The following is a 22,260-nucleotide window of genomic DNA, read 5'->3' on the forward strand; positions in this document are numbered from 1 at the left end:
AAACTAGGGCCGGAACGCCGTATCTGCCTTTTCGAGATTATGCGTGCAGATCCCAATTTCAGGTGATCTGTTGCAGAGGATAAAAGATCGCGTGGTTTCACGCGTTTCAAGGAATGAAAATGACCAAGATCGTATTCGTATCCGCAGACGGCGCGGCACGTACCGAAGTTGAGGCCGATAACGGTTCCAGCGTGATGGAAGCGGCCATTCGCAATGGCATTCCGGGCATTGATGCCGAATGCGGCGGCGCCTGCGCCTGCGCGACCTGCCACGTCTATGTTGATGAAGAATGGACCGAGACGGTCGGCGGACCAGATCCGATGGAAGAGGACATGCTGGATTTTGCCTATGAGGTGCGTCCGAATTCACGTCTGTCCTGCCAGATCCGCGTGACCGATGCTATCGACGGTCTCGTCGTGCAGGTGCCGGAACGCCAGAACTAAGAGGATGGCGGCGGCTCCGGGGATCGGTATAAGAAACGATATAGCGATCATCGGGGCAGGGCCGGTTGCCCTCTTCGCCGTTTTTCAGCTCGGCTTGTTCGGGTTCAAATGCCAACTGATTGACGCGCTGGATCGGCCGGGCGGACAAAGCACTGTCTTTTATCCTGACAAGCCGATCTTCGATATTCCGGGCTTCCCGACAATTATGGGCGACGAGCTGGTGTCGCGGCTCCTGGAACAGATTGCGCCTTACGGTCCCACATTTCATTACGGTCAAACCGTTACCATGCTGGAACGCGCCGGAGAGTGCATTGTCCTCACGACAGACAAGGCGATCTCGATCAAGGCTGATGCCGTGGTGATTGCTTCGGGTCTGGGGGCGTTCGGACCGGATGGTCAGATTGTGCGACCCGATCCATTGGCCGAACTTGGCTTGGAGAGGGCAGGCAATGCAATCGCTGTTTCGCCCGAAAGCTTTGCAACGTCACAGCCCGATATCTTTGCGATTGGCGATGCCTGCCATTATCCGGGCAAGCTGAAGCTGATCTTGTCCGGCTTTCATGAAGCCGCTCTCATGACGCAGGCCGTGCGCAAGAGATTGCAGAAAGCCGGATCCCAGTAATCAGCGCGGCAGCTGGTTCATCTTTTCAAGACGATAAGTCAGCAGGCGCTCGAAGCGCTTTTCAAAATTGATGGTCTCAACGCGGTCGAAGCGCTGCTGGGCCTCGTCATGTGCTTCCATCAGGCGAGCAGTGATCTTGTCGATATCCTTGCGCAGAACGGCGCAATCCGAACGCGACGGAAGTGCACGGATTTGTCGTTCCATCTCGCTGGCATGACTGCGCGCAATGACAATGTGGCTTTCCTCGTGACGGCGAATGTCCTGATAGAGTGTGTCCCAGATCAGCGCAAGTTCCGGCGTTGCCTTGCGGCGCTGCGCCCAACGCGGCAACGAAACCTTGGCGTGAACATTGACATAAACGTCTTGCACCTTGCAGGATTGACCCGGCGCGCGGCCATAGCGAACCTTGGCGTCAAAGCGGATTTCCGCTGCACCCGGATGATGTTGTCCGGTTTTCTTCAAGAAGGGACCGCTACGGGACAGTGCCTTATCCAGTTCAGCGGCAGTCTTGCCGTTGACGGTGTAATATTTGAATTCGCGGAAGATTGAGGCGGCGTCGGCGTGAGATGCAACGATTGCAAGAGCCGCGCCAAAAGCCAGAATCCGCTTCTTGAAAATCATATCCTGGCACCTTTTCTCTAAACTCTGAATAAACTCATATTTTGCCGTCGCAGCTTGGCATGCAAAGGTCAAGAGAACTATAACGCCTCTCGTTAAATGAGTGTCGGCCAGCTTGGTTGCATCGCGGGTCTTAATTAGCATCTATACAGGAATATCCGGAAATGGCGAAAATCTGGCATCTGGCTCACGGGCGTAGCCTTGAGTTCGGGGAAAAGTCCGTGATCATGGGCATTCTCAATATTACGCCGGATTCCTTTTCCGATGGCGGTCATCACAGCGAATTCGAAACAGCGCTCGCCGCTGCCGGAACGATGCTTGAGGACGGCGCTACTATCATTGATGTTGGCGGGGAATCGACCCGTCCGGGCGCGGAAAGCGTCGATGCGATAACCGAACAGGGCCGTGTCGTGCCGGTCATCAAGGCGCTGACGGAACGTTTCGACTGCATTATCTCGGTTGATACTTATCGGGCATCGACCGCAAGAGCGGCAGTTGAGGCTGGTGCCCATATCGTCAACGACGTCTGGGGTCTGCAGCGCGAACCGGCTATTGCCGATGTTGCTCGCGAAACCGGGGCGGGGCTTGTCATCATGCATACGACCCGCGACCGGGAGACTGATCCCGATGTTGTCGAGGATCGTGCCGTCTTCCTGAACAAGTCGCTTGAGATTGCAGCAGCGGCAGATATTGACCGATCCCGCATTGTTCTCGACCCGGGTTTTGGCTTCGGCAAGACTGTCGAAGACGACGTGGTTTTGATGGCGCGGATGGAGGAATTGCAGCGTTTTGGCTATCCGTGGCTGGTCGGCACCTCCCGCAAACGCTTTGTGGGCACGATCACAGGTGAGACCGACCCGTTGAAGCGTGATATAGCTACATCAGCGACTTCGGTGGCATTGCGACTGGCAGGAGCCGACATCTTTCGCGTTCACAATGTCGCTTTTAATAGAGACGCTCTTGCAGTTGCGGATGCTATCCTGCAAGTGAAGCGCAGCGAAAACAGAAAGTGAAGCCGTGTACACGATCCGGATTATGAATTGCGCATTCTTTGCGCACCACGGCGTGTTCGATGAAGAACACAAACTCGGTCAGCGTTTTTATGTCGACGCCATTCTGGATGTCGATCCGGGCAATGCGCTGGAAAGCGACGATATTGAAGGCACGGTCCATTATGGCACCGCTTTCACGGTGATTGAGGAAATCATCACCGGACGTCAGCGTTATCTGATTGAAACGCTGGCGCTTGATGTCGCCAAGGCTCTGAGCAAGCGGTTTCCGCAGGTCAAACGCGCGGAAATCACCGTTCGCAAGCCCAATGCGCCGGTGCCGGGTGTTCTGGATCATGTCGAGGTTACGGTGGTTTATCCGCAGTGAGCCTAGTCGCAGGACCTTATCGCGCCTGGCTTGGCCTTGGCGGGAATATTGATGACCCCGTTATTTCGATGGCCAGTGCGTTGCGCATGCTGGATGCGCGCACTGATACAAACGTCGTGGCTGTTTCGTCCGTTTACCGCACCCCGCCATGGGGCAAGACCGATCAGGCATGGTTTCACAACGCCTGCGCAGAGTTGGAAACCACGCTCGAACCGCTTGAACTCATTGCAACATGTCTCGATGTCGAGCGCTCGCTGAAGCGTGTGCGGCTGGAGCGTTGGGGTCCGCGCATTATCGATATCGACATTCTTGCGATGAAAGACGCTGCGGGGCAGCCGATTGCCATGTCCCTGCCGGAGCTTCAGCTCCCCCATACGCGCATGCAGGAACGGGCCTTTGTTCTTGTGCCGCTCAACGATATTGCACCGTCCTTGACGGTTGCCGGGCGCACCATTGCCGAATGGAAAGCGGATGTTTCATCATCCGAAATAGAAAAAGCCCGCACGGATGCGGGCTGGTGGAACCAATAAACTGTAAAAATCAGTTCTTGGCGATGCTACCGACAGCGACATTATCAATGCGCTTGAGGCTCATGCCGATGACCGGAACGAGTTCCTTTTCAACACGCACCGACACGGTGACATTCATCGTGTTCTGATCGGAAACGCGGGCTAGCATGGCGCCGTTCAGCTGTTTGCGATTGAGACCGAAAACCATCTTGTTGCCGCTGACGGAACCCGAAGTCACATCGAGGCCTTTGCCTTCCGACCCGTCGTTAAACTTGCCGGAATAACCGGAGCCGACGCGGGTGACGGTTGCCTTCATGGGTTGAGAAAAGACGCCGACGCGACAGGTGCCGTCCAGTGTCATGCCAACCGCATCATCCGGCGTGGAGCCAGCGAGATTGCAGACGAATTTGGTGCCCTTGTACTTGCCGGCAACGATTTCACCGGGACCGGACCACTGGCCTTCGATCGTCTGGAAAAACTGCTTGTCCTTGTCTGCGGCCAGAACCGGCGCAGCGGAAAGCGAGACGGGCAGCAGCGTCAGGCAGGCAGCGATGCAATTCTTCATAGTCGGCTCTGTCCCGGAATTTGCGACCTCAACTGGACGCCATTCCTAATCGTTGTTGGTCAGCATGTCACGACCGAATGTCGTGTCATACGCTGCAAAAAGCCGGATTGACCGGCAATATCAGAAACAATCGGACCGGATGGGCACGTCGAAACAGGATTGTGCCAAACGACCAGATCACTCGATTCTGACGCAGGATTTCTATGTGCTAATAATCGTCTTGAATGGTTAACGCTTGGTTTTCATCGGGATGAAAGTCGGTCTGTTTTCCCCGAAAACTCACGGTTGTGTTTTACCGGTCGAAGCCTTGCCGGCCTTCGATGCGGTCGTTCTGTCGGCATTGACGCGAGCCAGATCGCCGATGAAATCGCCAACGCCGGGGCGTCTTTCGGCATTGAACGGGAAGGGGCGCACGACGTCCATCGCCGCTATGCCGATCCGCGCTGTCATGAGGCCGTTGACCACGCCTTCACCGAGTTTGGCCGATAGCCGCGATGCCAGACCCTGGCCAACCAGCTGCTGGATCACGCTGTCGCCCATGGCGAGTGTGCCGGTGACGGCAAGATGGGCAAGAACGCGCCGTGCGAGCTTGATGAAGCCCAGCGTGCCCGGTCTGCCGCCATAAAGCTGCGAAAGCCTGCGAATGAGCCGCGCCGACTCAAAAATCACATAGCCAATATCGACCAGTGCCCGTGGGCTGATCGCCGTGACGATCGATACTCGCTTCGATGCATTGAGAATGAGCACACGCGCTTCACGGTCGAGTGGGCGCAGAATTTCCGTTTCCGCAAGCCGGATCAGATCGCGCCCATCGATAATGTCGTCGGTCAAACCGTCGAGGAGCTGACGTCCACGCGCCGTTTCCGGTAGATTGGCCGCTATGGCGCGCAAATCATCGACAGCTTTGCGGGCACCAGCCATATCGTCACGCTCGGCGGCGTCCGCTGCATCCTTGCGTAAATGCTGCACGGAGGCGAGCCGTCGCAGGGCCAGCAACTCTCGGGTGATGATGGCGATGAACGCGGTGAGGGCTACAAGTGCCACTGCCAGTGCGGTCCAGCCAAGCCAGTCGGCACGGGCGAAAAGCGCCTGAATAAGGTCTTCTGTCCAGATGCCGACGGCAAAGGAAACCAAAATGCCCAATGCGCCGGTCAGGATTTTTCCAAGCGACCATCCGCCAAACCAGCCTTTGCGTTTGGGCGCTTCGAAGGCCGGATCAAGAATTTCGAGTTCGGCGGCTTCTTCGTCGCTGAGTTCGAAAATATCGGGTTCAACGACGATCTGCTCCAGATCTTTTACGGCACGAGGGCGGCGCGGCGTCTCGTCTGGCGCTTCCGGAAGAGGCTTTGCGCGGGGCGGAGTATCAACCTTGAAGGAAGTCGGTTTGCGCGGTGTATCATCGCTCATGCCAGACGATCTCCGATCAGGAACTGAAGGGCGCGGTCCAGCCTTATGTGCGGGAGCGACAGCGTCACACCCTCGGCGGTGCGTTCAAGGCGTGGAGGGCGGAACCGGACGAAGCGAATGGCAGGGTCTTCCGGCGTGGAAACCTGTTCAAAAATTGCATTAGGGTTCTTTGGCAAGTCACCGGGAAATATAGCTGTTTCCGTTTCACCATCAAATATCTCACCATCGATGCGCTCGCCCTTGAGCGGTGTGCCGACGATGACGGGGAGAACCTCTTTTCCTTGCGTGACGGTCGCTTCGCGGGTTGCCCGCACTGCCGCCATGGCCAAAACATCAATGTCTGCGCCCGAAAAATTCGCGCGCTCGATGGCGCGTTCCACAAGACGGCGCACAATGGCCTGCAAGCGGTCATGGCTTTCATGATGGAGATGGTCGGCCTTGGTTGCGGCCACCAGAATACGCCCGATGCGGCGCTGGATAAGGCCAGTCAGGAGATTGGCACGTCCGGGCCGGAAACAGGACAGAATGTCGGTCAGCGCACGTTCGAGGTCTGCTACCACGGCACCACCGGCGTTCATGGCCTGCATAGCGTCGATCAGCACGATCTGGCGGTCCAGTCGCGCAATATGTTCACGAAAGAACGGCTTCACGACATAGGTCTTATAAGCCTCGTAGCGCCGCTCCATCATGGCGGCGAGCGATCCGGCCTTAATGTCGTTCTGTGAGAGATTTGGCAGCGGCGCAAAGGTCAGCGCTGGCGAGCCGTCAAGATCACCCGGCATCAGGAACCGACCGGGCGGCAAAGTGGAAAGCGCACGCTCGTCGGCTTTTCCGGCCCGCAGATAGGCAGTGAAGCTCTTGGCCAGCCGCTGCGCCGTCAATTCGTCGGCCTTTTCGGTCGGATCGACCGAGGCCGCTTCCACCAGCCAAGGCTGCGCCAGATCGATATGGGTCGGTTCATTAGCCAAAGCGAAGGAATCTGCACTAAATTCGGCATAGCTCTTGCCGAGCAACGGCAGATCAAGCAGCCATTCACCGGGATAATCGACAATATCAACCGAAAGCCGCCCGGGAGAAAGCCAGCGTCCCCATGCAGAAGCCGTTTCATATTCAATAGTCAGGCGTAGCTGCGAAATGGCGCGTGTGGAATCCGGCCAGATGCGCTCATCGATAAGTGCCGACAGATGCTCCTCATATTGAAAACGCGGAACGGCGTCGTCGGGCTGCGGCTCCAGAAGTGCGCGGGAAATCCGGCCTGACTTGTATGCTTCGAACATCGGCAGCCTGCCGCCGTGAACGAGATTGTGCACCAGTGCCGTGATGAAAACCGTTTTGCCGGCGCGGGACAGGCCTGTCACACCAAGACGCAGCGAAGGAGAAAGAAGCCCGGTCGCACGTTCCGTCAATGTGTCCAGTGCGATTTTGGCTTCATCGCCGATACTGGTAAGCTTTGCCAATGATGTCCTCGCAGGGTGAATCCCAATTCACGCTATAAATAAGATGACGAACCTGTTTCGCAAGAAGAGGCCCGGTCCGCATCATTTTACAAGCTTACGGCTGCGGAAAACTTTCAAGAAATCCGTGTTCGCGGCTGAGATCGCTCAGCTTTCCAGAAAAGGATATGGTGGCGAGCGCGGCGGTGGGAAAACCCGCATGCAGCCGGTCGAGACTGTCCGGATCGCCTTTCGCGCATAGCGCTAGCGCCAGATCTTCCATGCTTGGATTGTGGCCCACCAGCATCAGCGTCTCGACATCGCCATGCGTGCGGATAGATTGCAGATATTCTGCTGCGCCGCCGCTGTAGATTTCGTCGTCGATGACAGTTTCCACCTCGACGCCCAGCCTTTCCAGCAGCCCGAAGGCGGTTTCCCGCGTGCGGCTGGAGCCGGACAACACCACGCGGTCGGGCAGGAGGCCTGTTGCGCGCATCGCCGCGGCAAGCCGATCAAGCGCAGCGTGACCTTCCGCATCCAGCGGCCGGTCGTAGTCTTTCATCCCGGGCTTTGCCCAGACGGCTTTGGCATGTCGTAGGAGAAGCAATCGACTCATGTGCACCGTCCCGAAGCTGGCTATGCAGATGTTTTGACATGAATTTCGCTAAAATGCGCGGTTGTTGCGCTGCCGGGTTTGATTTTCCACTATTGCCTGACGTTGTTCACAGCGGATTTATGCCAATTTATTGGGCATACTAGAGCAACGAAATCCGAATTCGTGAATTCATGTTTCCCATTGCAATCTAAATTTAATCGTCGATGTCATCCTCCAGACATAATGGGCGGCGTATCTGTGGCGCGCGTCATTTGCACAATTTTTTTGCAAATACACACAAAATTGATGCACTAAAAAGTAGTGGGATACGTTTCTTTGATGTTGTGTCGACTGGACGATGGACTTATATAACCGCACGCGTCTCCTAGATGTGGGGTGATTCAGAATGAGTGAATTAATCGACCTTGACTATAGGCCCACTGAAGACGAACCGTTCATGAATGAACGGCAGAAGTCTTATTTCCGCGCGAAGTTGATCGCGTGGAGGAATGATATTCTGCGCGAAGCGCGTGAAACGCTTGAAGCGCTACAGCAGGAAAATGCAAACCATCCCGATCTGGCGGATAGGGCATCCTCCGAAACGGACCGGGCAATCGAGCTTAGGGCTCGCGACAGACAGCGGAAGCTGATTTCCAAGATTGATGCGGCTCTGAGCCGGATTGACGAAGGCACTTATGGTTTCTGTGAAGAAACCGGCGAGCCAATCAGCCTGAAGCGTCTGGATGCACGCCCAATTGCGACGTTGTCTATTGAGGCGCAGGAACGTCATGAGCGTCGTGAAAAAGTTTATCGCGACGACTAAAACATAACGTTGGTTTGAGAAATTTCGAAGGCTGCGGGCAACCGCAGCCTTTTGTTTTTGCATATTCATCAAATGAAAACGCCAGCGGCATAACCGCTGATGTTTCAATCTTAGAGCATTTCCAGCAAAAGTGCGAAGCGCCTACGCGGGGAAATCAGTCCACTGGACTGAGTTCTGGTCCCGCTTCGATGCGTAGGATAATGCGTCAAAACAAATAGATAGAGCGGTTCCACGATTCCGTTTTAACCGGAACCGCTCTAAAAGAGCAGTTCGCTTAAGGGCGGGTTTCGTTCTTCGTCAGTTCACCGAGAAGTTTTTCCATCTCGTCTTCAATATCATCGGACGGTGTGTCGTCGGTCGCCGAGATATCGAGCGAGCTTAAGAGTTCATCCTCGAAGAAGTCAGCCGTCAGATCTGGTTCCGGTGTGGGCGCTTCTTCCTTGGCCGGTGCTGTTTCCGTTTCGAGATCAGCCATGATCGCGTCGTGCAATGCGCCGCCCAGTCCCTCCAGACCGTCATCTTCCGTTGCCGGAGCCGATTGCGCCGGCGCGGCAACTGTCACTTCAGGCTCGACGCGCTTTGGTTCAGCTACACTGGTGAAATCCGGCGTCACGGTGGACGAAACGGAAGGGCTGGTCACATCGAGCGGCGGCGTAAGCGCGGTTGTCGGGGTAGAAGCTGGTTCACGTTCCGGCACTATGCTGCCAAGGTTCGCGGAAGCGACGGTTGCAGCAGCAGCGCCAGCCGCTACGGTAGCCGTAGTAGCCAGATTTGAGGTGGAGCTGACCACGCCACGCGATACCTGGCTGAGCGGATAGGCAGGATGGGCGCGTGCTGGCGGCTGCGAAGGCTGCGGCGGCTGAGCCGGAAGCACGGTGCGCGGCTGCGGCGGATAATTCGGAGCGGGTCTTGGTTGTGGACGGTTCTGCGGCGCTGCCTGTACGGGTGGTGCAACCGGAGGGCGGGCAGGTGCCTGCGGGGCCGCGGGAGCAACAGTCGGTGTCACCGGCGGGCGTGGCGGCACACGGGGCGCAACAACCTGCGGAGCTTCCTGGCGAACCGGTTCTTCCTTTGGCGGTTCTGGCTTGCGATAGACCGGCGTCTCGATAGCCGAGCTGAGCTGGATCGCCTCATCCTTTTCCGGCGCTGATTCTGGCGCGGAGTTTTGTGATGACAGAGCAGGGCGCTCGCTCACATCACTGGCTATCGTCGCCTCATGCTGGCGAAAGCGCTCGATATGTTCCGGCTCGATGCGCGAGGTCTGCACGCGGGCATGCGCACGTGATTCCATGACGATATTCTGTTCGACCACCACATCGGTCGGTCCGCCGATGAGCAGCAGATGCTCAACATCATCGCGTCGAATGAGAACCAGCTTGCGGCGGCTATCCACGGCTGCGGCATCCATAACGGAAAGGCGGGGCTGACGCGACCGGCTGTTCGATGTGAAACTGCCGCCACTGAAACGGCGGATAATACTCAAGACAACGAAAATTCCGCCGAGAATGATCGCAAATATAAGCACAAAGCCGACAATATTAGCCGCGCTTTCTCCAACGATGCCGCTGAGCCATTCCTTCATGCGGATACCCTCTTAAATTCTATATTCGAAAAACGCTGATGAAACGGAGATTGCGCATCCCCCGACATTCCGCATCATCGCGTAACTTGCATTTTCAGGACAGTAGTTGAATTTGCAAGCGTTGGGAATGTTCTATCAAATTGTGGGCGAAATGCGGGAAATCTATGAACTCCCATCAAAACAGTGAAAAACGACCCGGTTTACACCGTTTCCGTGTAGCAACGCTTGTGCTGCTCGCCGATTAACGCATTCTGCGAATCGGATATACCCAGATGCATGGCGTTTCGCCCCGCTGCGCGATCGTTTATGGAGAACGCGCAAGGAAATGGGTGGCGACAGGATCGGGTTGCTTAATGAGTGAAAAGACGTCTTGGCTGATTGAAACAATGCGCGGCACAATCGCTGCCTGCGGAGAACAGTCATGCAGCATGGAAGGTCGGTGGGCTTGATGTCTCGACAGACGGACAACGCATATCCGAAACCGCTCGTCACACCGAAGCGCAATTCCAGCGGCGCGCTGCGTCTGCTGATTGTCGGCCTTCTGCTGACCGGGCTGGCGGTTGTCTATTTCCTGTTTCGCGACCGGATCGGCGATGGCTTTGCGCTCATCCTGATGGGCATCCTGTCTATGGTCGGCGTCTTCTATCTTCTGGGCGCGACCACAGGTCTGATCCAGTTCAGCCAGCGCAAAGGCGGGCAGGATCTGGCGCATTCCTTCATGGATTCGCAGCCGGAAGGCACAGTTATTTCCGATTCTCGCGGACAGATCGTCTATGCCAATCAGGCCTATGCCAATATGACCGGCGTTGCGAACGCCGATGGCATCCGCTCGCTCGACAATGTGCTGACGGCCGAACCAGCAGCTTCCGACGCAATCTACCGTCTCACCAACGCAGTGCGCGACGGTCTGTCCGGGCAGGAAGAAGTGCGGCTGTCTGGTGGGCTTTCCCGCGAGGCGCATGGTTCTTTGGCGCCGGTCTGGTATCGGATCAAGGCTCGCCCTATCGAGGCAGGACAGGACTACAAGGGCCCGCTCGCTGCCTGGCAGATTGCCGATATTTCCGAGGAACGCGCCGAACAGGAACGTTTCTTTCAGGAGCTGCAGGAAGCAATCAATCATCTTGATCACGCACCGGCGGGCTTCTTCTCTGCCGATCCATCGGGTCGTATCATCTATCTCAACGCCACTTTGGCGGAATGGCTGGGTGTCGATCTGACAGCCTTCACACCGGGTTCGCTGACGCTCAACGAAATTGTTGCAGGCAGCGGCATGGCGCTTATCAAGGCCGTCAAGGCCGAGCCTGGCACCAGCCGTAACACGGTAATTGATCTCGATCTCATCAAGCGCAATGGTCAGAGTCTGGCCGTGCGCTTTTATCATCGTGTGCAGGCAGCCCGTGACGGGACACGCGGCACCAGCCGCACCATTGTGCTGGATCGCGCAGAGGGCGATGATTCCTCGGCAGCGCTGCGTTCGGCGGAAGTGCGGTTCACGCGCTTTTTCAATTCCGCGCCGATGGCCATTGCTGCCGTCGATGCACAGGGCCACACGCTGCGCACCAATGCGCGCTTCCTCGATATTTTCTCGTCGGTCGTGGATCGCGATTCCGTCGATCGCCGTGTGAAGCTCGAAAATGTCGTCCATGAGCGTGACCGCGAAGTGTTCACCAAGGCGCTTGCCGCGGCATTTGCCGGGCAGGCCAGCATTTCGCCGGTCGACACCGTGCTTCCGGGTAATGAGGAACGGCATATCCGTTTCTATATGAGCCCGGTCAGCGATATGGGCGGGGAATCGTCGGAAGAAGCAGCGATCATTTCCGCCGTTGAAACCACCGAGCAGAAAGCGCTCGAAAACCAAATGGCGCAGAGCCAGAAGATGCAAGCTGTTGGCCAGCTTGCCGGTGGCATTGCCCACGACTTCAACAACGTTCTGACGGCGATCATCATGTCGTCGGACCTGCTATTGACCAATCATCGCGCATCCGATCCGTCTTTCCCCGACATTATGAACATCAAGCAGAACGCAAACCGCGCGGCGTCGCTAGTGCGTCAGTTGCTTGCGTTCTCGCGCCGCCAGACGCTGCGTCCGGAAGTGCTGGACCTGACCGATGTTCTGGCCGATCTGCGCATGCTGCTGGCACGCCTTGTCGGCAAGGATATCGAACTCAAGATCGATCATGGCCGCGATTTGTGGCCGGTCAAAGCCGATCTTGGCCAGTTCGAGCAGGTTGCCGTCAATCTGGCGGTGAATGCGCGCGATGCAATGCCCGAGGGCGGTGCAATCACGCTGCGGACCCGCAACGTGCCTGTCCATGAAGCGGCAAAGCTCAATTATCGCGATCTTCCGGAAGCCGATTATGTCGTCTTCGAGGTGGAAGATACCGGCACCGGCATACCAGCTGATGTGCTTGAGAAGATTTTTGAGCCGTTCTTCACTACCAAGGAAGTGGGCAAGGGCACCGGTCTTGGCTTGTCGATGGTCTATGGCATCATCAAGCAGACCGGCGGCTTCATCTATTGCGATTCCGAAGTCGGGAAGGGAACGACCTTCAAGATCTTCCTGCCACGCCTCATCGTGGAGAAGAGCGCCGAAGACGCGCCAGTAGCGGTCAAGGAAAAGAAGGTCGAAAAGGCGACCGACCTTTCCGGTTCCGCCACGGTTCTGCTCGTGGAAGACGAGGATGCCGTGCGTATGGGCGGCGTGCGGGCGCTCCAGTCACGCGGCTATACGGTGCATGAAGCCGCCTCTGGCGTCGAAGCTCTGGAAATCATGGAAGAGCTTGGCGGCGAAGTGGATATCGTTGTGTCCGACGTGGTCATGCCCGAAATGGACGGCCCGACGCTGTTGCGTGAGCTGCGCAAGACCTATCCGGATATCAAATTCGTGTTCGTATCCGGTTATGCGGAAGACGCCTTCGCGCGCAACCTGCCTGCGGATGCCAAGTTCGGCTTCCTGCCAAAGCCGTTCTCGCTCAAACAGTTGGCGACCACCGTTAAGGAAATGCTGGAGAAGCAGGACTGATGGATTTAACGTCCACTTCTCGGCAAGACAGTCATGCGTAGCGGCCGCATCGCGGTTTTCGGCGGCGGTCCATCTGGCTTGATCGCAGCCGAAAAACTGTCGGCGCTCGGATATGGTGTGACTGTTTACGAGCAGATGCCGACGGTTGGACGCAAATTCCTGCTCGCCGGAAAATCCGGTCTCAACATCACCCATGCGGAAGATTTCTCCGTCTTTACCACCCGGTTTGGTGCCGCAAACGCCCGGCTTCTGCCGATGCTGCAAAAGTTTGGGCCTCAAGATTTGCGGAATTGGGCTGACGCGCTTGGTGCTGAAACCTTCGTCGGATCGTCGGACCGCGTGTTTCCCAAGGTGATGAAAGCTTCGCCGCTTCTGCGCGCGTGGGGGCGTCGTCTGGAAACGCAGGGCGTGCGCGTGCTGACGCGTCATCGCTGGGTCGGCTTTGACGGCGATATGCCGATTGTGGAAACGGCCAATGGCCGCCAAACAGTCGAATGCGATGCCGCGCTGTTTGCCTTTGGCGGTGCGAGTTGGCCAAAACTCGGTTCAAACGGTGCCTGGGTGCCGCCGTTTACCGAGAGAGGCATTACGGTTGCGCCGCTAACTTCCGCAAATTGCGGCTTCGATGTCGCTTGGAGCGAGCATCTTACGAGCCGTTTTGCCGGTGAGCCGGTGAAATCGGTCACCATCACGAGCGCGGCGGGAACGACACAGGGCGAATTTGTCATCACCAAAACGGGTGTCGAAGGAAGCCTTGTCTACGCCCACGCAGCGGCATTGCGCGATGCGCTGGCGGCAGACGGGCGGGCCGATCTGGTGCTTGATCTTGCACCGGGTCGCAGCGTTGAACGTCTTAAAGCTGATCTGACGCGACAAGACAGCAAACTCAGCTTTGCCAATCTATTGCGCAAGGGCGCTGCCCTGACCGGTGTGAAGGCAGCGCTTGTCGCTGAATATCTGCGGGATAAAAACCCTGACAAGCTCGCACACGCCATCAAGGCGCTCCACGTTCCGCTGTTGCGCACCCGTCCGTTAGAGGAAGTTATCTCTTCCGCAGGCGGTATCGTCTGGGATGAGATCGATCAGAATCAGATGCTGCGGAAACTGCCCGGTGTCTTTGTTGCGGGTGAAATGGTCGATTGGGAAGCGCCGACCGGCGGTTATCTCCTGACGGCATGTTTCGCAATGGGCATAGCCGCAGGCAAAGGTATTGACGGCTGGCTACAAGCATCCCAAGTGGATTTGAAAGCTGATTGAGAAATGGCGCACCCGACAGGATTCGAACCTGTGACCTCTGCCTTCGGAGGGCAGCACTCTATCCAGCTGAGCTACGGGTGCACACTGGACGGCTGAAAGCCTGATCTGCCGCGTTTCTAGCTGAACCAAGCAATCGCATCAATGACTTATTTTCATAAACCAGACTAAATCTGACGCGGGCTGCATGAATGAGTAACGCGGGGTGAAACTCCTGGCCGAAAGGTCAGCCAGGAGCCTGTTTGTTGAAGTGGTTATGCAGGGCGCTTTGCGAGTTCGTTTCCGCCATTCCATGCACGCAGTCCGACCAAAACGACGATGGCGAGGGCGCAAAGAAGAGCCAGAACATAGAACCCGGCATCGTGATTGCCGACGGCAACATCGGCCCAGTTCTTGATCTGCGGCGCGAAGAATGCGCCCAGATTGCCGATGGATACGATGAAGGCAATACCGCTTGCCGCGCCAACGCCACCGAGATAGCGCGTCGGCAGGCTCCAGAAAACGGGCTGTGATGCCGTAAGCCCCGGCACCGCAATACATGCCGCAATCAGCATGATCCACGCGTTTCCAGTCAGGCCGATCATGCCCAAAGCGATGGTGCCCGCGGTAACCATCAGGGCGCAGATAAGCCGGTGTTTGCCGGTATTGTCCGCAAGCACTGTGAAATAGCGGGTTGCAATCACCGAACACAGCCACGGCAGGCTCAACAGCGTGCCGATGAAGAGGTTCATCTCGCCACCCGATGCCGCATCGGCGAATCGCGACGGGAAGTAGAATGTCAGCGGCGCGGTGCCGATCTGCAGGAAAAAGTAGATCGCGATAAACGCCCACACTCTGGCGTCTTTCAGAACAGAAAGCGCCGAATGTTTGTGGGTGTTTTCCTTGGCGGCTTCTTCTGCCTTCACGACAGTGGTCAGCGCGTCTCTTTCTTCTGGTGTGAGCCAGCTTGCCTTTTCAGGCCGGTCGGTCAGATAGAAGAGTGCGATGATGCCCATAAGCGAGGCGCCAAGACCTTCGACAAGGAACATCCATTGCCAGTTGGTCAGTCCGAAAACGCCGTGATGTGTGAGCAGCCAGCCGGACAGGGGGCTGCCCAGCACCAGAGCAAGCGGTACGCCCAGATAGAACAGGCCCGTCGCCTTTGCGCGTTCCTTCGCTGGAAACCAGTAGGTTAGATAGAGCAGCACACCGGGATAAAAACCGGCTTCGCAAACGCCCAGCAGAAAACGCAGCGTGTAGAACACGGTTTCCGTATGGGCGAACATCATCGCTGCGGATACGAGGCCCCAGCTGATCATGATACGGCTAAGCCAGAGCCGCGCTCCGACTTTGTGCAGGATAATATTGCTCGGCACTTCAAACAGAGCGTAACCGATGAAGAATATACCCGCTCCGAAAGCATAGGCGGCATCGCTCAAACCCGTATCGAGTTGGAATTCCTTCTTGGCGAAGCCGATATTCGCGCGGTCCAGAAAGGCCATGATCAGCATCAGCGCCAGAAATGGCAGCAATCGCCGGGTGGCCTTTCGAACAGCAGTATCAATATGTGCAGCACTCATCCCGATGTGTCTCCTCCTCATCACCTCAAGAATGCGCGCAAGCTAATGTAAACCCGTATATGGATAAAGGCTGCAAATATGAATACGTAGAGACGTGGGTGAGGTTTTAACGCCGAAATCTTTGTCTTAGGGCCGTCATCTACACTTCAGAATATGAAATCATTTATATGTAAAAATATGTAAGCTTCAATGAATTCAGAGTGGATATAAACAAATATTACAGAGCGTATTATTGCGTTGAATTTTCGAGCGTGCGATTCGCGAAAATCATCCGGCTGTGCATCAAAATCACCATTGGAAGTGTCGATCACACTCAACAATTATCGGCCAGATTGAGCGGCTTTAAAGTTTTCAAAATTCAGTTTTCTATTCCAAAAAAGTACAGAACGCGGCGTTTTATAGAAAAATTGGACGTGGAGACAAGTTTCAGGATTCTACGCTAACGACAGAGCCAACCGGCGCGGTTATCGTCAATCATCCAATAAAGAACATCCAAAACCAATGATTATGGTGTCCACATCTGTGTGGCTGCTGGGGTGTCTCTTTGCGTTTGAAGAATTGACATAAACCGGATGAGTATCGCGGGAGGTTTTTGTGAGCATCATCTTCAAATCTTCGAGTATATCCGCTGAACGCATGTCAACGCGTCGTATTCTCGTTGCTGGCGGAGCAGGGTTCCTAGGTTCGCATCTTTGCGAACGGCTCCTGCGCGAAGGTAATTTCGTTATCTGTGTCGATAATTTTTCCACGGGGCGTATCGAAAACCTGCGCAATCTGCTGCGCTACGACACGTTCAGCTTCGTTCGCCATGACATTGTGCATCCGCTCGATCTGCCGGTTGATGAAATCTACAATCTGGCATGCCCGGCTTCGCCGCCGCATTATCAGGCCGATCCGGTTCACACGATGAAGACGAGCGTTATCGGCTCGCTCAATCTGCTCGAACTTGCTGCTCATTATCAGGCCCGGATTTTTCAGGCTTCGACATCAGAAGTCTATGGCGATCCACAGGTGCATCCGCAGCCGGAATCCTATTGGGGCAATGTCAATTCGTTCGGCCCGCGCTCTTGCTACGACGAAGGCAAGCGGTCGGCTGAAACGCTGTTCTATGATTTCCATAAGCAATACGGCGTCGATATCCGCATTGTGCGTATCTTCAATACCTATGGTCCACGCATGCGCCCGGATGATGGCCGCGTCGTATCGAACTTCATCGTGCAGGCTCTCAAGGGCGACGATATCACCATCTATGGCGATGGTTCCCAGACGCGATCCTTCTGCTATGTCGATGATCTCATTGAAGGTTTCTGCCGCCTGATGGGCAGCCAGCCTGCCATCCACACGCCGGTCAATCTCGGCAATCCTGGCGAATTCACTGTGCGGGAACTGGCTGAACAGATCATCGCTTTGACTGGCTCGTCGTCGCGGATCGTGCAACGCCCGCTGCCGACCGATGACCCGCGCCAGCGTCGCCCGGACATCACCGTTGCCAAGCGCGAACTGGGCTGGGAGCCAGCGATTGCCCTGACAGAAGGTCTGAAGTCGACGATCTCCTATTTTGAGCGCCAACTGGTCCGACCTTCGGGAGAGCTTGTTGAGGTGGCATGATGACCCAGCAAAACGTACTCGTTGCCGGCGGTGCTGGCTTTATCGGTAGCCATACGGCCAAGCTTTTGGCCGGGCACGGTTTTTCTCCGGTCGTATACGACAATCTGTTGACCGGTCATAAGGCTTCGGTACGTTGGGGAGAATTCGTCGAAGGCGATATTCTCTCGCAGGAAAAGCTCATCGCAGCTATTGAGACTTACGATCCTGTTGCAGTCATCCATTTTGCCGCTTCGGCCTATGTCGGGGAATCCGTTACGGACCCGGCCAAGTATTATCGCAACAATGTCTGCGGCACGCAGTCGCTTCTGGAAGCGTGCCGTTTGACGGGCGGTCGTCCGGTCATTTTCTCGTCCAGCTGCGCTACCTATGGCGTTCCGGATCGCCTGCCGATCCGCGAAGGCGAGGTGCAACGTCCAATCAATCCTTATGGGCGAACCAAGCTGATCGCTGAACATATGCTTGCCGATTATTCGGCAGCCTATGAAATGCGTTATGCGGCGCTGCGTTATTTCAACGCTTGCGGTGCCGATATCGATGGAGAACTGGGCGAAAAGCACGATCCTGAAACCCATCTTATCCCGCGCGCCATGCTGGCTGCGGCAGGAAGCGCCGATGTGCTTGAAGTTTTCGGCGACGATTACGACACGCCGGATGGCACCTGCATCCGTGATTATATCCATGTTGTCGATCTGGCGCGGGCCCATGTGCTGGCCGTCGAACATCTGGTGAATGGTGGCGGCAATCTGGTTCTCAATCTTGGAACCGGGCGTGGCACGTCAATCAAGGAAATCGTCGATGCCATCGGGCGCGTGACGGGACGTCAGGTGCCGGTCGAAATGCGCGCGCGCCGGGCAGGCGATCCGCCAGCACTTTACGCGGATCCGGCGGAAGCAGCAGCAAAGCTTGGTTTCACCACGCTCCATTCCGATCTCGATACGATCATTCGCACCGCTGCTCCATTCTTCGGTCTGGAGGCGCGATCATGAAGACGCCACGGATTCCTTTGGTTACAGACAATCAGGAACCATTGCTGACGCCCATTTTCACCGGTCGCAAGCGGGTGGAATATATTGTCGGCATCGTTCTCTGGGCCATGGCCATCGCTTATTTCTGGCAATGGTGGCTGATCAGCGCCGAACATATCCATCCGGTTGGCTCCGTTCTGGTGACAGCGCTGTTGGCCTGGATAACCATACTGCCACTCTATTTCATCCTGATTTTCTTCCATGCTGCGCGCCCGTCCGGTCCGCTGCGGCTGCCGGAAGGAAGCCGGGTTGCCATGGTGGTCACCAAGGCACCGTCCGAACCGTTTGAAATTGTTTCGGAAACACTGCTTGCCATGCTGGCTCAGAATGTCCCGCATGACACCTGGCTTGCCGATGAAGATCCATCACCATCAACGCTGGCCTGGTGCCGTGAGCATGGCGTGTTCGTTTCGACGCGCAAGGGACGGGCGGATTATCACCGGCAGACCTGGCCACGCCGTACACGGTGCAAGGAAGGCAATCTGGCGTTCTTCTACGATCATTACGGCTATGAACGCTATGACTTCGTATCGCAGCTCGATGCGGACCATGTGCCAGAGCCGGATTATCTCTACAACATTCTGCGTCCATTCGCAGACCCGGCAATCGGTTATGTTTCAGCGCCAAGCATCTGTGATCGCAATGCACATGAAAGCTGGTCGGCACGCGGACGTCTCTATGTCGAGGCGAGCATGCATGGCTCGTTGCAGGCGGGTTACAATGGCGGCTTTGCGCCTGTGTGTATCGGTTCGCATTATGCAGTGCGTACAGCGGCTCTGAAGGAAATCGGCGGCCTTGGTCCCGAACTTGCCGAAGATCATTCGACGACCCTGTTCATGAATGCGCATGGCTGGCGTGGCGTCCATGCATTGGATGCGATTGCCCATGGCGATGGCCCGCGCACTTTCGGCGATCTCGTGACGCAGGAATTTCAGTGGTCGCGCAGTCTGGTCATGATCCTTTTGCAGTACACACCGAAGCTGATCGGTCGTCTGCCACTGCGTTTAAAGTTCCAGTTTCTGTTTTCACAGGTCTGGTATCCGCTCTATGCCTTCTTCCTGGCTATGACCTTCCTGCTGCCGATCATTATCCTTGCTTACGGCGATAATTTTGTCAGTGTCACATATCCGGATTTTCTGCTCCACTTCATGCCGCAGTCGCTGATGATTTTGTTCCTCGCGTTCTGGTGGCGGTCGAGCAAGACATTTCGTCCGGTCGACGGCAAGATTTTCAGCTGGGAAGCGATGCTGTTTCTGCTGGCGCGTTGGCCCTGGGTATTGGCCGGAACCTTCGCAGCATTTCGTGACTGGGCAACGGGTTCATTCGTCGACTTCCGCGTTACGCCGAAGGGCTCTTCTGAAGTCGATCCGGTGCCGTTCCGTGTGCTTGCACCCTATGCCTTCATCTCCATGCTGTCGCTGGTTCCGGTTCTGTTGGTCGACGACGCTGATCAAACACGCGGCTTCTACGTCTTTGCCATCATCAATGCGTGCTTCTACCTGTTTCTGATCGGCATGATCATTGTGCAGCATGCACGCGAAAATAAGGTGCGGATGCAAAGCCGGCTCTATCAGCCGGTCCTCGCAAGCAGCTTCATGGCGCTTGTCATGGTCACAGGTTTTACGACCGCTGAACGGGGCCGCGACGGCATTGAAGCTCTGACCTGGGGCACGTTGAGCTTTTCAGTCTTCGACGACCAATTCTCGGTAGCCGGAGCAGGCGTCGGCGGACGCGACACTCACAAGACAATATTCAACCCTCGTTGGCGCAAGAACCCGTTCAACGGGTCGAGCAACGATAACAATTAGCGGAGAGGCGGGACTTGTTATGAAGATCGCTGTCATTGGAACGGGTTATGTCGGTTTGGTCAGCGGCACCTGCTTCGCCGCCTGGGGACATGAAGTTGTCTGCGTGGACAAGGACGCGCAGAAGATCTCCGGACTGGAACGCGGCGTCGTCCCGATTTACGAACCGGGGCTTGATGAACTGGTCGAGCGCAACTTCGCTTTTGGCCGTCTGAGCTTCACCTGCAATCTGGCCGAAGCCGTCAAGGGTGCGCAGCTCGTGCTCATCGCGGTCGGTACGCCAGCACGTGCCGGACATGGCGATGCCGACCTGTCGTTCGTCTATATGGCGGCGCGCGAACTGGCACCGTTGATTGATGACAATACGGTCGTCGTCGTGAAGTCCACCGTTCCGGTTGGCACCGGCGATGTGGTGCAGAAGATCATCGGTTCGGTACGCAAGCCGGGAACCTTCTCGGTTGCCTCCAATCCTGAATTCCTGCGTGAAGGCGTTGCCATTCGCGACTTTCTGGAACCCGACCGCGTGGTAATCGGCGTCGAGGACGAGCGGGCGCGCAAGCTTCTCGTCGAGCTTTACAGCGCGCCGCTTGAAGCAAACCAGACGCCCATCGTGGTGACGCAGCGCCGCACGTCCGAACTGATCAAATATGCGGCGAATGCGTTTCTCGCCACCAAAATCACCTTCATCAACGAACTCGCCGATCTCTGCGAGGAAGTGGGCAGCGACGTTACCGATCTGGCTTTGGGCATGGGGCTGGACAAGCGGATCGGCACCAGTTTTCTGAATGCGGGTCCGGGCTATGGCGGCTCCTGTTTCCCGAAGGACACGATTGCTCTGCTGCGTACCGCACAGGACCACGGGGTGGCGCTGCGTCTGGTCGAGGAAACCGTGACCGCAAATGAAGCGCGCAAGCGCCGCATGGCGCTGAAGGTCATGGATGCACTCGGCGGCGATATCGAGGGCCGAACCATTGCTGTTCTCGGTCTGACCTTCAAGCCTGATACGGACGATATGCGCGATGCGCCATCTATTCCACTGATCGAAACCTTGCAGCGTTTCGGTGCGCGCATTCAGGCACACGATCCGGTCGGCATCGAGAATGCGCGCCGCATCCTCACCGATGTGGAGTTTTTCGAGAATGCCTATGACTGCGTTGCCGGCGCGGACGCTGCTGTTGTCGTGACCGAATGGGACAGCATTCGCAAGCTTGATCTCGATCGCATGAAGCGCCTGATGCATCAGGCCGTTCTCGTTGACCTTAGAAATGTCTTTTCCCGAACCGCGGCCGAAAGACTTGGGTTTCGTGTTTCGACCATCGGTCGCCCCGTTCATCTGCGGCAGGAAATAAAACCAACAACGTTGCTGCCGCAGGCGCGCGTCCGCCCACCACAAGAACCCCAGGCGGGCGCGCGCAATCTCAAAATCGTGGGAGGATCAAATGAAACTATCGATGTTTGATACCGGCCGCTATTTCAGCCGCCGGAGCAAGCTGGCCCTGGCGCCTCTTGTCCTGATGGCTGGCCTGACGGGGCTTGCCGCTGGTGCTGCCGAGGCTGCGACCATGCCCGGTGACAACGCACCTGCCGGCACGCGTGTGATGACGCCGTTTGAGATCTACACGCTTTACCGCGACAAGAACTGGCAATGGGCCGATGGCTCGGGTCAGATGCAGATCACGGATCGCCGCTTCACCGCGCGCGTTGATGGCGAAAAGGGCAAAGCCTGGGCCGAGGGTCGCTGGATGATCACCAAGACCGGGCTGATGTGCCTGAAGGCTGACTGGCATACCGATCAAGGCAAGTTTCCGGTCAAGACATGCTTTTCGCACCGTATCGGTGATGGCGTGGTCTATCAGAAGCGCGAGCCCAATGGCGTTTGGTACGTCTTCCGTCACGCCGACGGACGCGCGGAGGACGAAGCGCGCAAGCTCGTATCCATCAGCCTTTCAACGGAACAAAAGAATGGCGCGCTGAAAGCGGAAGCAACAACTCCGCAATCGCCAAAACAATAGA

Annotated in this window: 20 protein-coding genes and 1 tRNA gene; 13 read left to right on the forward strand and 8 right to left on the reverse strand. The window is 56.5% G+C overall.

The window, feature by feature from the left end:
* Positions 1–119 precede the first annotated feature (119 nt).
* Positions 120–443: a 2Fe-2S iron-sulfur cluster-binding protein gene (locus FGI60_RS10195; RefSeq protein WP_078338655.1), complete on the forward strand. Its 324-nt coding sequence runs from the start codon at positions 120–122 to the stop codon at positions 441–443.
* Positions 444–447: 4 nt separating this feature from the next.
* The gene (locus FGI60_RS26520; protein WP_138785080.1) at positions 448–1,065 is read left to right on the forward strand and encodes an NAD(P)/FAD-dependent oxidoreductase; all 618 of its coding nucleotides are present in this window, start codon (positions 448–450) and stop codon (positions 1,063–1,065) included.
* On the opposite strand, the gene FGI60_RS10205 is transcribed toward FGI60_RS26520, so the two are convergent.
* Complete coding sequence (locus FGI60_RS10205; RefSeq protein ID WP_138785081.1) at positions 1,066–1,686, reverse strand: DUF922 domain-containing Zn-dependent protease; 621 nt, start codon at positions 1,684–1,686, stop codon at positions 1,066–1,068. It lies immediately after the preceding gene.
* A gap of 161 nt (positions 1,687–1,847) precedes the next feature.
* Between FGI60_RS10205 and folP the strand changes: the two genes are divergently transcribed.
* The 3 genes from folP (at position 1,848) to folK (ending at position 3,590) form a co-directional block, all read left to right on the forward strand.
* Positions 1,848–2,696: a dihydropteroate synthase gene (folP, locus tag FGI60_RS10210; RefSeq protein WP_138785082.1), complete on the forward strand. Its 849-nt coding sequence runs from the start codon at positions 1,848–1,850 to the stop codon at positions 2,694–2,696.
* A gap of 4 nt (positions 2,697–2,700) precedes the next feature.
* Positions 2,701–3,060, forward strand: a complete 360-nt coding sequence (gene folB, locus FGI60_RS10215; protein ID WP_078338572.1) for a dihydroneopterin aldolase — start codon at positions 2,701–2,703, stop codon at positions 3,058–3,060.
* Positions 3,061–3,128: 68 nt separating this feature from the next.
* Positions 3,129–3,590, forward strand: a complete 462-nt coding sequence (gene folK, locus FGI60_RS10220; RefSeq protein ID WP_138785191.1) for a 2-amino-4-hydroxy-6-hydroxymethyldihydropteridine diphosphokinase — start codon at positions 3,129–3,131, stop codon at positions 3,588–3,590.
* A 10-nt stretch (positions 3,591–3,600) separates the two neighbouring features.
* Here folK and FGI60_RS10225 read toward each other — a convergent pair whose 3' ends face one another.
* From FGI60_RS10225 to FGI60_RS10240, 4 genes are all read right to left on the reverse strand, one after another.
* The gene (locus FGI60_RS10225) at positions 3,601–4,134 is read right to left on the reverse strand and encodes a hypothetical protein (RefSeq protein ID WP_138785083.1); all 534 of its coding nucleotides are present in this window, start codon (positions 4,132–4,134) and stop codon (positions 3,601–3,603) included.
* A 279-nt stretch (positions 4,135–4,413) separates the two neighbouring features.
* Positions 4,414–5,541 carry a YcjF family protein gene (locus FGI60_RS10230; protein WP_138785084.1) on the reverse strand — a complete coding sequence of 376 codons (1,128 nt, stop codon included), beginning with the start codon at positions 5,539–5,541 and terminating at the stop codon, positions 4,414–4,416.
* Positions 5,538–6,998, reverse strand: coding sequence for a YcjX family GTP-binding protein (locus FGI60_RS10235; protein ID WP_138785085.1), 1,461 nt, complete (start codon positions 6,996–6,998; stop codon positions 5,538–5,540). Before FGI60_RS10235 ends, FGI60_RS10230 begins: the two co-directional genes overlap by 4 nt.
* Positions 6,999–7,092: 94 nt before the next feature.
* Positions 7,093–7,590 carry a SixA phosphatase family protein gene (locus FGI60_RS10240; RefSeq protein WP_138785086.1) on the reverse strand — a complete coding sequence of 166 codons (498 nt, stop codon included), beginning with the start codon at positions 7,588–7,590 and terminating at the stop codon, positions 7,093–7,095.
* A 385-nt stretch (positions 7,591–7,975) separates the two neighbouring features.
* Here FGI60_RS10240 and dksA point away from each other — a divergent pair, with 385 nt between their 5' ends.
* Positions 7,976–8,392, forward strand: coding sequence for an RNA polymerase-binding protein DksA (gene dksA / locus FGI60_RS10245; RefSeq protein WP_078338578.1), 417 nt, complete (start codon positions 7,976–7,978; stop codon positions 8,390–8,392).
* Positions 8,393–8,666: 274 nt separating this feature from the next.
* On the opposite strand, the gene FGI60_RS10250 is transcribed toward dksA, so the two are convergent.
* Positions 8,667–9,974: a flagellar biosynthetic protein FliO gene (locus FGI60_RS10250; protein ID WP_138785087.1), complete on the reverse strand. Its 1,308-nt coding sequence runs from the start codon at positions 9,972–9,974 to the stop codon at positions 8,667–8,669.
* Between the two features lie 448 nt (positions 9,975–10,422).
* Here FGI60_RS10250 and cckA point away from each other — a divergent pair, with 448 nt between their 5' ends.
* Together cckA and FGI60_RS10260 are read left to right on the forward strand one after the other, a co-directional pair.
* A complete protein-coding gene (gene cckA, locus FGI60_RS10255; protein ID WP_138785088.1) occupies positions 10,423–12,996 on the forward strand; it encodes a cell cycle histidine kinase CckA in 2,574 nt (857 codons plus the stop codon).
* A 33-nt stretch (positions 12,997–13,029) separates the two neighbouring features.
* Positions 13,030–14,253: a TIGR03862 family flavoprotein gene (locus FGI60_RS10260; protein ID WP_138785089.1), complete on the forward strand. Its 1,224-nt coding sequence runs from the start codon at positions 13,030–13,032 to the stop codon at positions 14,251–14,253.
* 4 nt (positions 14,254–14,257) lie between these two features.
* Here FGI60_RS10260 and FGI60_RS10265 read toward each other — a convergent pair.
* Positions 14,258–14,334: transfer RNA gene (locus FGI60_RS10265), tRNA-Arg, on the reverse strand.
* A gap of 170 nt (positions 14,335–14,504) precedes the next feature.
* Entirely contained in the window at positions 14,505–15,809 is a 1,305-nt protein-coding gene (locus FGI60_RS10270; RefSeq protein WP_078338581.1) for an MFS transporter, read from the reverse strand.
* A gap of 594 nt (positions 15,810–16,403) precedes the next feature.
* Here FGI60_RS10270 and FGI60_RS10275 point away from each other — a divergent pair.
* Genes FGI60_RS10275 through FGI60_RS10295 form a run of 5 tightly spaced genes read left to right on the forward strand, consistent with a single transcriptional unit; the run spans position 16,404 to position 22,259 of the window.
* Positions 16,404–17,417, forward strand: a complete 1,014-nt coding sequence (locus FGI60_RS10275) for a UDP-glucuronic acid decarboxylase family protein (RefSeq protein ID WP_078338582.1) — start codon at positions 16,404–16,406, stop codon at positions 17,415–17,417.
* A complete protein-coding gene (galE, locus tag FGI60_RS10280; RefSeq protein WP_138785192.1) occupies positions 17,417–18,403 on the forward strand; it encodes a UDP-glucose 4-epimerase GalE in 987 nt (328 codons plus the stop codon). The genes FGI60_RS10275 and galE overlap by 1 nt, the downstream gene beginning before the upstream one ends.
* The gene (locus tag FGI60_RS10285; RefSeq protein ID WP_138785090.1) at positions 18,400–20,250 is read left to right on the forward strand and encodes a glycosyltransferase family 2 protein; all 1,851 of its coding nucleotides are present in this window, start codon (positions 18,400–18,402) and stop codon (positions 20,248–20,250) included. The genes galE and FGI60_RS10285 overlap by 4 nt, the downstream gene beginning before the upstream one ends.
* Before the next feature lie 19 nt (positions 20,251–20,269).
* Entirely contained in the window at positions 20,270–21,706 is a 1,437-nt protein-coding gene (locus tag FGI60_RS10290; RefSeq protein WP_138785091.1) for a UDP-glucose dehydrogenase family protein, read from the forward strand.
* On the forward strand, positions 21,687–22,259 hold the full coding sequence (locus FGI60_RS10295; RefSeq protein ID WP_235889781.1) for a DUF995 domain-containing protein: 573 nt from the start codon (positions 21,687–21,689) through the stop codon (positions 22,257–22,259). The genes FGI60_RS10290 and FGI60_RS10295 overlap by 20 nt, the downstream gene beginning before the upstream one ends.
* Position 22,260: the final 1 nt, after the last annotated feature.

Origin of the sequence: Brucella haematophila (assembly GCF_005938105.1) — a bacterium.
Lineage (GTDB): Bacteria > Pseudomonadota > Alphaproteobacteria > Rhizobiales > Rhizobiaceae > Brucella > Brucella haematophila.

What these genes read in the sequence shown, in the direction of transcription:
- FGI60_RS10195 (WP_078338655.1), top strand. Translation starts at nt 120, where the DNA reads ATGACCAAGATCGTATTCGTATCCGCAGACGGCGCGGCACGTACCGAA.
- FGI60_RS26520 (WP_138785080.1), top strand. Translation starts at nt 448, where the DNA reads ATGGCGGCGGCTCCGGGGATCGGTATAAGAAACGATATAGCGATCATC.
- FGI60_RS10205 (WP_138785081.1), bottom strand. Translation starts at nt 1,686, where the DNA reads ATGATTTTCAAGAAGCGGATTCTGGCTTTTGGCGCGGCTCTTGCAATC.
- folP (WP_138785082.1), top strand. Translation starts at nt 1,848, where the DNA reads ATGGCGAAAATCTGGCATCTGGCTCACGGGCGTAGCCTTGAGTTCGGG.
- folK (WP_138785191.1), top strand. Translation starts at nt 3,129, where the DNA reads ATGGCCAGTGCGTTGCGCATGCTGGATGCGCGCACTGATACAAACGTC.
- FGI60_RS10225 (WP_138785083.1), bottom strand. Translation starts at nt 4,134, where the DNA reads ATGAAGAATTGCATCGCTGCCTGCCTGACGCTGCTGCCCGTCTCGCTT.
- FGI60_RS10230 (WP_138785084.1), bottom strand. Translation starts at nt 5,541, where the DNA reads ATGAGCGATGATACACCGCGCAAACCGACTTCCTTCAAGGTTGATACT.
- FGI60_RS10240 (WP_138785086.1), bottom strand. Translation starts at nt 7,590, where the DNA reads ATGAGTCGATTGCTTCTCCTACGACATGCCAAAGCCGTCTGGGCAAAG.
- dksA (WP_078338578.1), top strand. Translation starts at nt 7,976, where the DNA reads ATGAGTGAATTAATCGACCTTGACTATAGGCCCACTGAAGACGAACCG.
- FGI60_RS10250 (WP_138785087.1), bottom strand. Translation starts at nt 9,974, where the DNA reads ATGAAGGAATGGCTCAGCGGCATCGTTGGAGAAAGCGCGGCTAATATT.
- cckA (WP_138785088.1), top strand. Translation starts at nt 10,423, where the DNA reads ATGTCTCGACAGACGGACAACGCATATCCGAAACCGCTCGTCACACCG.
- FGI60_RS10260 (WP_138785089.1), top strand. Translation starts at nt 13,030, where the DNA reads ATGCGTAGCGGCCGCATCGCGGTTTTCGGCGGCGGTCCATCTGGCTTG.
- FGI60_RS10270 (WP_078338581.1), bottom strand. Translation starts at nt 15,809, where the DNA reads ATGAGTGCTGCACATATTGATACTGCTGTTCGAAAGGCCACCCGGCGA.
- galE (WP_138785192.1), top strand. Translation starts at nt 17,417, where the DNA reads ATGACCCAGCAAAACGTACTCGTTGCCGGCGGTGCTGGCTTTATCGGT.
- FGI60_RS10285 (WP_138785090.1), top strand. Translation starts at nt 18,400, where the DNA reads ATGAAGACGCCACGGATTCCTTTGGTTACAGACAATCAGGAACCATTG.
- FGI60_RS10290 (WP_138785091.1), top strand. Translation starts at nt 20,270, where the DNA reads ATGAAGATCGCTGTCATTGGAACGGGTTATGTCGGTTTGGTCAGCGGC.
- FGI60_RS10295 (WP_235889781.1), top strand. Translation starts at nt 21,687, where the DNA reads ATGAAACTATCGATGTTTGATACCGGCCGCTATTTCAGCCGCCGGAGC.